The 12,295-nt window shown below is 73.0% G+C and carries 8 protein-coding genes; 5 read left to right on the top strand and 3 right to left on the bottom strand.

The annotated features are described in order from the left end of the window. Positions 1–57: 57 nt before the first annotated feature. Together BQ6202_RS08720 and BQ6202_RS08715 are read left to right on the top strand one after the other, a co-directional pair. On the top strand, positions 58–774 hold the full coding sequence (locus tag BQ6202_RS08720; protein WP_072314109.1) for a phosphotransferase family protein: 717 nt from the start codon (positions 58–60) through the stop codon (positions 772–774). A gap of 147 nt (positions 775–921) precedes the next feature. Beyond that, the gene (locus BQ6202_RS08715) at positions 922–2,331 is read left to right on the top strand and encodes an MFS transporter (RefSeq protein WP_072314108.1); all 1,410 of its coding nucleotides are present in this window, start codon (positions 922–924) and stop codon (positions 2,329–2,331) included. A 56-nt stretch (positions 2,332–2,387) separates the two neighbouring features. Here the strand turns inward: BQ6202_RS08715 and BQ6202_RS08710 are convergent, their stop codons facing one another. Continuing rightward, complete coding sequence (locus tag BQ6202_RS08710; protein ID WP_072314107.1) at positions 2,388–2,816, bottom strand: HtaA domain-containing protein; 429 nt, start codon at positions 2,814–2,816, stop codon at positions 2,388–2,390. Next, entirely contained in the window at positions 2,813–3,736 is a 924-nt protein-coding gene (locus BQ6202_RS08705; protein WP_072314106.1) for a LysR family transcriptional regulator, read from the bottom strand. Before BQ6202_RS08705 ends, BQ6202_RS08710 begins: the two co-directional genes overlap by 4 nt. Before the next feature lie 114 nt (positions 3,737–3,850). Between BQ6202_RS08705 and BQ6202_RS08700 the strand changes: the two genes are divergently transcribed. The 3 genes from BQ6202_RS08700 (at position 3,851) to BQ6202_RS08690 (ending at position 9,966) form a co-directional block, all read left to right on the top strand. Beyond that, on the top strand, positions 3,851–6,895 hold the full coding sequence (locus BQ6202_RS08700; protein WP_072314105.1) for a cytochrome P450: 3,045 nt from the start codon (positions 3,851–3,853) through the stop codon (positions 6,893–6,895). A 123-nt stretch (positions 6,896–7,018) separates the two neighbouring features. Then, on the top strand, positions 7,019–8,539 hold the full coding sequence (locus BQ6202_RS08695) for a GMC family oxidoreductase (RefSeq protein ID WP_072314104.1): 1,521 nt from the start codon (positions 7,019–7,021) through the stop codon (positions 8,537–8,539). Positions 8,540–8,562: 23 nt separating this feature from the next. Next, a complete protein-coding gene (locus BQ6202_RS08690; RefSeq protein WP_072314103.1) occupies positions 8,563–9,966 on the top strand; it encodes an aldehyde dehydrogenase family protein in 1,404 nt (467 codons plus the stop codon). Between the two features lie 193 nt (positions 9,967–10,159). Here the strand turns inward: BQ6202_RS08690 and BQ6202_RS08685 are convergent, their stop codons facing one another. After that, positions 10,160–12,292, bottom strand: coding sequence for a primary-amine oxidase (locus BQ6202_RS08685; protein WP_072314102.1), 2,133 nt, complete (start codon positions 12,290–12,292; stop codon positions 10,160–10,162). Between the last annotated feature and the right edge of the window lie 3 nt (positions 12,293–12,295).

Below are 12,295 nucleotides of genomic sequence, written 5' to 3'. Positions count from 1 at the left end.
CGTATACGATTTCTGATCTGACCTGCAAGGCCGAGCAGCGACTGCCATGATCGCCTGATGCGAGACGGTGCCATGCGACAGGGTGCGGTGGGTCACGTGCGCCAGGTGACGCGCGACGGGCGCTCGCTGGTCGAGAAGCGCATGGCGGATGCGGTGCGGCACGACGCGGAGGTCGCGGCCCTCCGAGCGCTGCGCGGCTCGGGCATCCCCGCCCCGCAGCTCGTCGAGGCAGCCCCAGGCTCGATCCTGATGTCGATGATGCCCGGGGAGCGGCTCGACGCCGGGAGCGTCGACCTGCGGCTGGAGCGCCTGGAGGCGTCGATGGTGCTCCTGCGGCGGCTGCATGCGCTCGAGCCGCCCGCAGCGCTGCCGCCGGCGCCGGACGATGCGGCGATCGTCCGCCGATATCGCGACGCCGGAGGGCCGCCGCTGCCCTTCGTGGTGCCGGAGCCGAGCCCGCCCGCCTTCTGCCACGGCGACTGGGGAGACGGCAACGTGCTGGCGATCGGCTCGCGCGTCACCGCGGTGCTCGACTGGGAGAAGTCGCACCGCGGGGATCCGGTGCGCGAGCTGTCGAGGGCCGCGTGGGGCGCGGCGCGCAAGGACCCGCGCTCGTTCGACGCGATGGTGCGCGGCTATGGCGCCGACGCCGAGCACGTGCGAGCGTGGACACCGATCCACGCGGCAGAGCTGTGGCTGTGGTTCGCGCACGCGGGGCCGCCCGAGTACCTCGAGCAGCTGACCGCCGAGCTGCGCGCGTGGCCCTCCGCGTGAGGCGCAGCGGCCCATCCGGCAGCGAGGCTCTGCCAGGAGCGCGATTGCACCGCGGCCAGTCTTGCTGTCGTGCACGAAATCGTATATGTTCCTCACAGTCCCGGGGGTGCGCCATTGCCACCCCACCTCTCTGACAAAGGAGTCAGCGTGTCTCACAGCACGACGCACACGTCCACCCGCGAGCGCAACAAGGTGCTCGCCGCGGTCGTCGTCGGCACCACCATCGAGTGGTACGACTTCTTCATCTACGCCTTCATGGCCAACCTCGTCTTCGCGGCGCTGTTCTTCGAGCCCGCCGGCCCGGGCCTGGGCCAGATCTTCTCGCTGATCACGATCGGCATCTCCTTCCTCTTCCGCCCGCTCGGCGCCTTCCTCGCCGGTCACTTCGGCGACAAGCTGGGCCGCCGCCCGATGCTGGTCATCACGCTGCTGCTCATGGGCGTCGCGACAACGCTCGTCGGCGCGCTGCCGACCTACGACTCCATCGGCGTGATGGCGCCGGTCCTGCTCATCCTGCTGCGCATCCTGCAGGGCCTCTCTGCCGGCGGCGAGTGGGGTGGCGCCGTGCTCATGGCCATCGAGCACGCGCCGGCCAACCGCCGCGGCCTCTACGGCTCGTTCGTGCAGGCGGGCGTGCCGATCGGCATGCTGCTCGCGACCGGCATCCTCGCCGCGGTGCGCGCCGCCTTCCCCGGTGACGCGTTCCTCGAGGTCGGCTGGCGCATCCCGTTCTTCGTCTCGATCATCCTGGTGCTCGTGGGCTTCATCGTGCGTCGCTCGGTCGACGAGTCGCCGGTGTTCCAGGAGATCAAGCAGACGGCGCAGCAGGAGTCGGCGCCCGTCGTCCAGGTCTTCAAGAAGTACGGCGCGGTCATCGCCTTCGCGGCGATGGTCTTCATGGCCAACAACGCCACCGGCTACATGACGACCGGCGGCTACGTGCAGGGCCTGGCGTCGCGGCCCGTGGACGGCACGCCGCCCGGCTACGGCTTCGACCCGGTGGGCGTGCAGCTCGCGGCTTTCGCCGGCTCGCTGTCGTGGCTCGTCTTCACCTTCGTGGCCGGCTGGCTCTCCGACCGCATCGGCCGCAAGCCGCTCTACCTGATGGGCTGGGTGGTGCTCGCGATCGGCATCGTGCCGCTGTTCCTGCTCGTGCAGACCGGTGTCGCCGGCGTCGCCTGGGCGACGATCATCCTGGGCGTCGGCCTCGGACTCACCTACGGCGCGCAGGCCGCCTGGTACGCCGAGTCCTTCCCGGCCTCCGTGCGGTTCTCCGGCGTCTCGATCGCCTACGCGATCGGCGCGGTCATCGGCGGCGCCTTCGCCCCCACGATCGCGCAGGCGCTCCTGCAGGCGACCGGCAGCACGTGGGCGATCGTCGGCTACCTGCTCGCGACCGTGGTGATCTCGATCATCGGCACGCTGCTGCTGCGCGACCGCACGGGCATCCCGATGTCGATCGAGTTCGAGAACTCGGGCAAGTGGGACACGTGGAAGAAGGGCGACGAGTTCGTCGAGGCATCCGCGGTGGACCGCGCGGCGCACGTCGAGCGCTGACGCTCCCACCGCGAACGACAGAGGGGTCCGCCAGACCGCCGGGCCCCTCCGTCGTGTCAGGATGCGCTGAGGATGCGGGGATCGTCGAGCGGCGTGCCTGCGGTGTACGGCCCGAAGAAGAGGTCGGCGCCCTCCTCGGTGAGGGCGGTGCCCGTGGCGCGGCTGCCGTCGAAGCCGGCGAGGATCGCGAAGCGCAGCCTCCCGGTCGCGGCCTCGGTGTCGGCGATCTCCAGCGACCAGCCGTCGCCCGTGCGCACGATCGACGGCTCGGCGATCACCACCCGCATCATGCCGCTGTGCCCGGTGAGCGTGACGGAGCCGCCGAACGACAGCTGCCCGGTGGCGGGGAAGCGGAAGCCCTCCGCGGTCTCCTGGGCGCCGCCGGCGATCGTGACGGCACCGTCGGGCATGCCTCGCACGTAGCCGAGCAGGGAGCCCTTGATGCGCCACACGAGCGCGGGCTCGCCCTGCGAGGGGTGCGTCATCGCGCCTGCGGCCAGGGCATCGCCCTGGCGAAGTCGACGAGGGCGCGCGTGCGCGCGGTCGGCGCGGGCAGCGACGGCCAGATGACGTCGACGCCGACGGGCGGCACGGCGGGCGTGATCTCCAGCATGGCGACAGGGTAGCCCTCGTAGCTCGCCGGGTTCGCGGGCCGCTGCACCAGGATGCCGTAGCCGAGGCCCCGACCGACGAGCGCCCGCACCGCCTCGTAGCTCTGCACGCGGTGCCGCACCCGCGGCGCCAGGCCGCGCGCCGCGAAGAGCGACAGCGTGTGCTCGCTCGACGGCGGCGCGTCGAGCAGGATCAGGTCGCGCTCGACGAGCTCCTCGAGCGTGACCCGGGCGGCGGATGCGAGGGGGTCGTCGCCGGCGACGATCACGTGCGCGGGCAGCTCGAAGAGCTTCGCCCGCTGCGGCTGCCCGGGGATGAGCGTGTCGTAGACGAAGGCGACGTCGAGCTGCCCGGCCTCGAGCGTGCCCTCGAGCCGGTCGTGCGTCGCCTCGAGGATCGCGAGCTCGACCCGCGGATGCGCGCGGCCGAAGCCCTGCAGCAGCGCCGGCAGGATCGTCGGTGCGAGCGTCGGGTAGCAGCCGATGGTGATGGGCCCGACCAGCTCGCCATGGGCGCCGCGCAGCGAGGTCTCGAGCTCGCGCGACTCCGCGAGGAGCGCGCGGGCGCGAGCGACGACATCCGCCCCTGTGCTCGTGAGCGAGAGCCCCCGCGCTCGGCGGCGCACCGTCAGCTGCGCGCCGAGGCTGCGCTCGAGCTCGCTGAGCGCCTCGGAGACGGCCGAGGGCGAGACGTGCAGGCGTGCGGCGGCGCCGGCGACGGTGCCGGTCTCTGCTGCGCAGACGAGGAACGAGAGCTGGCGGAGCGTGAAGCCCGGGGCGTCGAGGCGATCCATTGTTCGGCTCCTCCGTGGTCGTTCTCATGATCAATGCGCTTTTCCCACAGTAGGGGTGCAGGCAGACTCGACGCGAGCGCCCTCGTCGGGCGCACGGACCACGAGGAAGTGTGCATGAGCAACGACGCTCCCGTCGCCGACTGGGTGACGATCCCGGATCTCTACCGCGACCCCTTCCCGATCTACGAGCGGCTGCGCGCCGAGGGCGGCGTGCACTGGGTGCCGCAGGTCGGCAGGTACCTCATCACCTCCTATGCCGCGGTGCACGAGACCGAACTCGACCAGACGACCTACTCGGCCAACGAGCAGGGATCGCTGCAGATCCGGGCGATGGGGCATTCGATGCTGCGGCGCGACGACCCCGAGCACTACCTCGAGCGCAAGGCGTGGCAGCCGACCCTGCGGCCCGGCGTCGTGAAGCGGCACTGGCGCTCGGTGTTCGAGCGCACCGCCGAGCAGCTCGTCGACGGGCTCGCGGAGCGCGGCCGCGAGGCCGACCTGATCTGGGACTTCGCCGCGCCCTTCGCCGCCGAGAGCCTGCGGCAGATCATCGGCCTCCACAACGCCTCGCAGGCGGACATGCAGCGCTGGTCGCAGACCATGATCGACGCGACCGGCAACTACGCCGACGACCCAGAGGTGTGGGCGAAGGGCAAGCGCTCGTTCGACGAGGTCGACGTCGCGCTCGACGAGATGCTGCGGTGGCACGCGGGGAACCCCAACCAGTCGCTGCTCTCGCAGCTGCTGCGCATCCCCGACTACGAGATGCCGATCGAGCGCATCCGCGCCAACGTGAAGATGACGATCGGTGGCGGCCTCAACGAGCCGCGCGACGCGCTGGGCGTCGCCGCGTGGGGGCTGCTCACGCACCCCGAGCAGCGGCGGGCGGTGGAGGGAGACGCGAGCCTGTGGCACGCGACCTTCGACGAGACGCTGCGCTGGATCGCGCCGATCGGGCTCTACTCCCGCCAGACGACGCGCGAGGCCGAGCTGACCGGCGTGCGCCTGCCCGCCGGCGCCCGCCTGGGCATCTGCATCCTCTCGGCCAACCGCGATGAGCGCGTGTGGGCGGACGCAGCCGCCTTCGACGTGCGGCGCGAGGTGAAGCCGCACCTGGCCTTCAGCAAGGGCGTGCACGTGTGCCTGGGCGCCTGGGTGGCGAGGTCGCAGGTCGCCGACGTGGCGCTGCCGATGCTGTTCGAGCGGCTGCAGGGGCTCGAGCTCGTGCCCGAGCGGCCGGCCGAGATCGGCGGATGGGTCTTCCGCGGCATGCTGAGCCTGCCGGTGCGATGGGCATCCGTGCGATCGGCGACCGCGCCGGCAACACCCGAGCTGTCGACGTCCGCGCTGCAGGTGCCGGCTTCCGGCGCCTCCCAGGGCTCTGCTGAGGCTCCCGCGCCGCGCGTCGCGATCGTCGGGTCTGGCCCGGCCGGCTGCTTCACGGCCCAGGCGCTGCGCCGACGGTTCCCCGCCGCATCCATCGACGTCTTCGACGCGATGCCGGTGCCCTACGGGCTCGTGCGCTCCGGCGTCGCCGCCGACCACCACGGCACGAAGGCGGTCGCGCGGCAGTTCGACCGGCTCTTCCTGCACGAGGGCGTGCGGTTCCGCGGCAACGTGCGCATCGGCCGCAGCGAGGACGGCGTCGATGCTGTCGGCCTCGATCGGCTGCGCGCGGCCTACGACGTGGTCGTGCTCGCCACCGGGCTGCGCGTCGACCGCGAGCTCGCGGTGCCCGGCGCGCGGCTCGACGGCGTGCACGGCTCCGGCCGCATCACCCGACTGCTGAACGCCCATGCCGACGAGGGCGAGGCGCCGTCGCTCGGCGCCTCGACCGTCGTGGTCGGCCACGGCAACGTCGCGATGGACGTCGCGCGCCTCCTCGCCCGCGACCCCGCCGAGCTCGAGGGCACCGATGTCGACGACGCCGCGCACGAGCGCCTGGCGAGCCGGCTCCGCACCATCCACCTCGTCGGGCGCAGCGCCCCGACGGCGGCCAAGTTCGACCCGGTCATGGTGCGCGAGCTGGCCGGGCTCCACGGTGTGGTGCATCGCGTGCACGGGGCCGTGCTCGACGAGGTCGTCGCGGGCAAGGACGCCAGGGCGGATGCGGTGCGTGCGCTCGCGCCGCAAGCAGACGCCGGTGCGGCGAGCACGGGGCCGTCATCGGATGTGCGCGTCGAGCTGCACTGGTGGTTCGGCCTCGAGCCGGTGCGGGTGGAGGGCGACGGCCGCGTCGAGCGCATGGTGCTCCGGGGTGCCCAGGGCGAGGTCGTGCTGGCGGCCGACTCGATCGTGACGGCGGTCGGCTTCGCGACCGATCCTGCGGCGCTCGCCGAGCCCGGCGCCCACCCGGATGGCCGGGTCGCACCCGGGCTCTACACCGCCGGCTGGCTGCGCCGCGGCCCTCGCGGCACGATCCCCGATCAGCGGACGGATGCGCGCGAGCTGGCGCGCACGATCGCGTCCGATCTCAAGACCGGCACGCTGGCGATCGGCGCTCCCGGGTTGCCGAGCCGCGACGACGAGGTGGGCTTCGACGGCTGGCGGCGCATCGACCTGCGCGAGCAGCTGGGCGCAGCGCCCGGGCGCTCCCGCGCCAAGCTGCGCGAGCGCGCGGCGATGCTCGCGGCCGCCGTCGACGAGCAGATCCCGCTGCCGCAGATCGTGCCGGAGGCGACGGGCGCCGGCGGCGGCTCGCTGCCGGTCACCGTGCTCTTCGGCACGGAGTCGGGCGGCGCCGAGCTGGTCGCCGAGGAGCTGCGGCGAACGCTCGGCGCACGCGCCGACGTCGCGGTGCAGGATCTGGCCGACGTGGCGCCGAGCGAGCTGGACGCAGAGCGGCTGCACCTGCTGGTGTGCTCGACCTACGGCGACGGCGAGGTGCCGACCTCCGCCCGGCCCTTCCTCGCGGCGCTCGCCGAGCACCCGACCCTCGCCGGCCTGCGCTACGCCGTGTTCGGCATGGGCGATCGCAGCTACACGAAGACCTACTCGCGCGGCAGCGAGCTCATCGACGAGGGCCTCGCCGCCTGCGGGGCGACGCGCGTGGGGGAGTACGGCAGGCACGACGCGGGCGGACCGGCGCTCGCGGCCGAGGCCGCGGCCGAGTGGGCCGACGGCGTCCTCGCGGAGGCGCTCGCGACCGCGGTCGCCTGAGCCGGAGCTCTGGCCAGCCGTGCACGCATCGGCAAGGTCGACGCCGCGACGCGATAGCCCCGGCGACGGCCGCTCTGTGAGGCTGGCGAGTGCCGATCGACGGAGATCGGCCGAGGAGGAAGCATGTCGGACGTCTTGGTCATCGGAGCGGGGTCCGCTGGGTCGGTGATCGCTCGTCGCCTGCTCGATGCGGGTGCGAGCGTCACGCTGCTGGAAGCCGGAGGTGACGACCGCAAGCCATCGATCGACGACCTCGGCCGCCTGGCAGAGCTGTGGCTCAGCCCTGACGACTGGGGGTACCACACGGTGCCTCAGGAGCACGCGCACGGCCGCCGCATCCACTGGCCGCGCGGCAAGGTGCTGGGCGGCTCGCACTCGCTGAACGCCTCGATCTTCGTGCGCGGCGCCCACGGCGACTACGACCGCTGGGCGCGCGAGGGTGCGACGGGCTGGGCCTGGGACGACGTCGCGCCCGTGTTCCGCCGCATGGAGCGCTTCTCCGGTGGGGCGAGCGAGCTGCGGGGTGCCGACGGGCCGCTCGACGTCACCGACCGATACGCCCGCAACCCGATCTTCGAGTCCATCCACGACGCCTTCGTCGGCGCCGGCGTGCCGGCCAACCCCGACTACAACGGGGCCGACATCGAGGGCGTCAGCTGGATGCAGCTCACCACCCGCGACGGCGTGCGGCTGTCGACGTGGCGCGCCTGCATGAGCCCCGTCCAGGAGCACCCCGCCCTGACGCTGCGCACCGGCGTCTGGGTGCACCGCCTGCTCGTCGAGGGCGGGCGCGTCGTCGGCGTCGAGGTCGAGGCGGATGGCGCGCTCGAGCAGGTGCGCGCCGACCAGGTGGTGCTGTGCGCGGGCGCGCTCGACACGCCCCGCATCCTGCTGCACTCGGGCATCGGCCCCGCCGCGCACCTGGCAGAGGTCGACGTGCCGCTCGTGATCGATCTGCCGGGCGTGGGCGAGAACCTGCACGACCACCTGCTCGTGCCCTTCGTCTACGAGACGGCGGCGAAGCCCATCCCGGCCCGCGTCGAGTACGAGCCGGCGGCGATGGTGCACTCCTTCACCCGCTTCCGAGAGGGGCTCGACGTGCCCGACACGCAGCCCATCTGCTTCTCGGTCGCGATGGCGCCGCCGGGCGAGGACGTCACCGGCACCTGCTTCACGCTGCAGGCCGGCCTCGTGCGCCCGGAGTCGCGCGGCACCCTGCGGCTTGTGTCGAACGACCCGCAGGCGCCGGTGCTGCTGGATCCGCGCATCCTCGAGCGCCCCGAGGACGTCGCGAGCCTGCGCGCCTCGATGCAGCAGATGCTCGAGGTCGGCGCGCAGCCCGAGCTGGCCGAGGAGTGGGGCGCGCGGCTCGTGCTGCCGCGGCCCGCCGGCGAGCTCGACGATGCCGCGCTCGACCACCACATGCGCGAGTGGGTCACGACCTACCACCACCAGGTCGGCACCTGCCGCATGGGCACCGGGCCCGACGCGGTCGTCGACCCGACCAGCTTCGCCGTGCACGGCATCGAGGGGCTCCGGGTGGCGGATGCGTCGATCATGCCCAGCGTGCCCAGCGGCAACACCAACGCGCCTTCGATCCTCATCGGCGAGCGCGCGGCCGACGTCCTGACGTCGAACCGATGAACCCCACACGAGAAGGAGCGACCATGGAGACCTACGAGAGCCTGCTGGCAGCCGTCAGCGCAGAGGAGGGGTCGCCCGTCGTGGACCCCGCCACCGGTGAGACCTTCGCGCACGCGCCGGTCTCGACCACGGACGACCTCGAGCGCGCGATCGAGGCGGCTCGGGCCGCCCAGCCCGCCTGGGCGGCGCTCGGCGACGAGGGGCGCCGCGCCGCGCTCACCGCGGCGGCCGACGAGGTCGAGGCGAACGCCGAGGCGCTCGCGCTCATCATCGCCCGCGAGCAGGGCAAGCCCCTCAGCGGCCCCGGTGCCCGCTTCGAGGCGGGAGCCGTGGTGGCCTGGCTGCGGGCGACCATCGCCACCGAGCTCGAGCCGGAGGTCGTCGTCGACGACGGCGCCGCGAAGGCCACCGTCTACTACCGCCCCATCGGACTCGTGGGCGCGATCGGCCCGTGGAACTGGCCGGCCATGATCGCGACCTGGCAGTTCGCGCCGGCACTGCGGATGGGCAACGCGGTCGTCATGAAGCCGAGCGAGTACACGCCGCTCAGCGTGCTCGCGACCGCGCACCTCGTGAACCGGCACCTGCCGGAGGGCCTGCTCACCGTGGTCGCGGGCGACCGCGAGCTGGGCGAGGCGATCTCGTCGCACCCGGCATTCGGCAAGGTCACCTTCACCGGCTCCGCCCGCACGGGCGCGGCCATCATGCGCGCATCCGCCGACAACCTGACGCGGCTGACGCTCGAGCTCGGCGGCAACGACCCGGGCATCGTGCTGCCCGACGTCGACCCGAAGGCGATCGCCGAGGGGCTCTTCTGGGGCGCCTTCATCAACACCGGCCAGACCTGCGCGGCGCTCAAGCGGCTCTACGTGCACGACGACGTCTACGACGACGTGGTGCGCGAGCTCGTCGCGGTGGCTGGTGCGATGCCGATGGGGCCGGGCTCCGACGAGCAGAACGTGCTGGGCCCGCTCACGACCGAGCAGCAGTACGGCGTCGTCGACCGCCTCGTCGAGGATGCGAAGGCGCGCGGCGGCCGCGTGCTGCTCGGCGGCGAGCCCGACCGCGACGCACCGGGCTGGTTCTACCCGGCGACGCTCGTCGACTGTCTCGACGACGACGCCGACCTGGTGCGCGAGGAGCAGTTCGGCCCCGCGCTGCCGATCCTGCGCTACTCCGACATCGACGACGCCATCGAGCGCGCGAACCGCGGCGAGGCGGGGCTGGGCGCCAGCGTGTGGTCGGCGGATGCGGGGCGCGCCCGCGAGGTCGCGTCCCGCATCGAGGCGGGCTCTGTGTGGATCAACTCGCACGGCACCATCCACCCGATGGCGCCGTTCGGCGGCGTGAAGGGCTCCGGCTACGGCCTCGAGTTCGGCGTCGAGGGGCTGAAGGCGATGGGCGTGCCGCAGGTCATCCACGGCTGAGGCACTGCCCCGTTCGCACAACGCAAGCCGAGCCGCTGGTCCTCGCGGAGGATCCCGAATCCTCCCGCGGGGGCCCGCCGAACCTGGCGGCTCGGCTTGCGTTGTGCGTGGGGCGGGCCGGCTTGCGTTGTGCGTGGGGGCGGCGCGGCTTGCGCTGTGCGCGAGGCTGCTCGCAGGGCCACGCGGGGCTGCGTCAGCGGATCGCCACGTGATCGGCGCCGTCGGCGCCGTGGTGGCCCTCGTGGCCGTCGTGGTCGTGCCCGCTGTGCGCGCTGTGCCCGCCGCTGTCCCCGTCGTGCCCGCCACGGTGCCCGCCGTGCCCGCTCGCGCAGCCACACGCGCCCGATCCACCGGCGCAGCCGCATCCGCCGCCCGCGCCGCCCGCCTCGGGCACGTCGAGCGTCGGGTTGCGGTCGAGGAAGCCGGAGGGCTTGATCCAGAAGCCCGAGTAGTCGACCGGCATGATGGGCCAGTCCTCGGGGCGGGGGATGTGGGTGAGGCCGAAGGCGTGCCAGACCACCAGGTCGGCGCCGTCGACCTCGCCGCCGGCCGCGACGGACGTGGGCACGCCCGCGCCTCCCGCGTGCTGGTTCGGGTAGCGGCCGGCCGGGTAGAGGTCGTCCTCGTCGTGCGCGGTCACCCAGAGGTGCTTCGTCGCGAAGGTCGCCCGCGCGTGCACCGTCGAGGCGGGATCGGCCATGAGCGTGGCCCGAGCCTCGGGGATCAGCTGGAACTCCGTCGGCCTGCCCACCGCGTTCGTGCGGCTCGCCGAGCCGATGTGCCAGGTGCGGCCGAGGGCGCCGTCGCCGAGCATGCCGGAGGCCTCGGTGACGCGATCGCGCCGGTGGCCGAAGGCGTTGCCCCAGGGGTTCGCCTCACCCATCGGGATGCGCACCAGGTCGACCTGGTCGACGTAGTTGTCGGTGCCGTCGACGTCGAAGTCGAGGCGCGCGCAGAAGATGTGCTGGTGGATGGGCGCGAAGAGCCCCGGCGCCATCTCGGTGGCGTGCGCCAGCTCGGTGCCCGGCACATCCGCCCCCGCGAACACGATGCCCGTCGCCTTCGCCTCGAACTGGATCGAGCCGTCGAGGTAGAGGTACCAGAAGAAGCCGTAGTCGTAGTTGCCGACCGTCGCGAAGTACGAGACGACGAGCCGCCGCGAGCGGCGGCCGTGCGTCGTGGCGCCGTCGAGCTCGCGGTGCTTCCAGAGGATCCCGTAGTCCTCCTCGTGCATGCACACGGCGCGGGGGATCGTGATCGCCTCGCCGGTGTCGGCAGCCAGGTGCGCGTCGAAGTAGTGGATCGCGCCCAGGCAGTCGCAGCCGAGCTCGAGCGAGTTGGCGTTCTTGCCCAGGTTGTACTCGCCGGCGTCGAAGTAGCTGATCCAGCGCCGCGTCTCGGTCGTGTCGCCGTAGGGCACGACCATCTCCGGCACGCTCGCGCGGTGCAGCACCGGGCGCAGCTCGTCGCCGTCCTGCCAGCCGAGCTGGTGCAGCACGAGCCCCTCGCGCATCGAGAAGCCGATGCGGAACCGCCACTGCTCCCACGTCACCTCGCCGCCGTCGACCGAGAAGCTCGGCCCCTCCGGCATCGTGATCTCGAGCGGCTTGAGCGTCGTGCGGCGCTCGCCGACCGAGGCGTCGTCGTAGTTCCCGTCGATCGCTGGCATCGGCACCTGGCGCTCGTCGATGCGCTTGACGACGCGCTGCGCGGTGACGTCCACCATCAGCACGAGACCCTCGACCGGGAACGACCAGGGGTTGTCGCCCTCGGCAGGCGGCATGAAGGTGAGCGAGCGCATCATGCGCTTGCCGACCTCGTCGGCCTCGCCGAACTGGCCCGGCGCGAGCGGCACGACGAGCGCGCGCTCCCACTCGGTGAGCCCGCGCGCCTCCATGGCCGCGCGCCAGCCCGCATCCGCCTTCACCACCCGGTCGACGAGCTCGTACTCCTCGAACAGGTAGGGCGGCTGGCCGAAGGGCGCCTCGGTGGTCGGCAGCGTCTGGGTCGACTCGACGCGGTCGTCGTCGAGCGCCACGATCGCCTCGCGCACGAGGCCGGTCGCGGTGTCGAGCAGCGTGCTCAGCACGCGGCGGCCGAGCGGCTGCCCGGGCGACCAGGCGGCGAGCTGCGCCTTGGGCGCCTCGAGCAGCACCTGCAGCGGGAAGCGCGTGTCGGGCTGCAGCAGCCCCTCGGCGTCGAGCGCGGCGCGCACCCGGTCGATCTCGGCGGGCGAGAGCGCGTCGAGCGGATGCGCCGGCTCGGTCAGGCGCGAATCGCGCGCGCCGTGCGTGTGGGTGGCGTCGGGCTCGTTGCGGTGGGGCATGGG

The organism is Agrococcus sp. Marseille-P2731 (assembly GCF_900117395.1).
Lineage (GTDB): Bacteria > Actinomycetota > Actinomycetes > Actinomycetales > Microbacteriaceae > Agrococcus.
The sequence above is the reverse complement of the archived record's forward strand: the minus strand, read 5'-3'. Positions and strand labels throughout refer to the sequence as shown.

Excerpts from the sequence above, each read along its gene's own strand:
- BQ6202_RS08690 (WP_072314103.1), top strand. The coding sequence starts at position 8,563 with ATGGAGACCTACGAGAGCCTGCTGGCAGCCGTCAGCGCAGAGGAGGGG.
- BQ6202_RS08685 (WP_072314102.1), bottom strand. The coding sequence starts at position 12,292 with ATGCCCCACCGCAACGAGCCCGACGCCACCCACACGCACGGCGCGCGC.
- BQ6202_RS08700 (WP_072314105.1), top strand. The coding sequence starts at position 3,851 with ATGAGCAACGACGCTCCCGTCGCCGACTGGGTGACGATCCCGGATCTC.
- BQ6202_RS08705 (WP_072314106.1), bottom strand. The coding sequence starts at position 3,736 with ATGGATCGCCTCGACGCCCCGGGCTTCACGCTCCGCCAGCTCTCGTTC.
- BQ6202_RS08710 (WP_072314107.1), bottom strand. The coding sequence starts at position 2,816 with ATGACGCACCCCTCGCAGGGCGAGCCCGCGCTCGTGTGGCGCATCAAG.
- BQ6202_RS08695 (WP_072314104.1), top strand. The coding sequence starts at position 7,019 with ATGTCGGACGTCTTGGTCATCGGAGCGGGGTCCGCTGGGTCGGTGATC.
- BQ6202_RS08720 (WP_072314109.1), top strand. The coding sequence starts at position 58 with ATGCGAGACGGTGCCATGCGACAGGGTGCGGTGGGTCACGTGCGCCAG.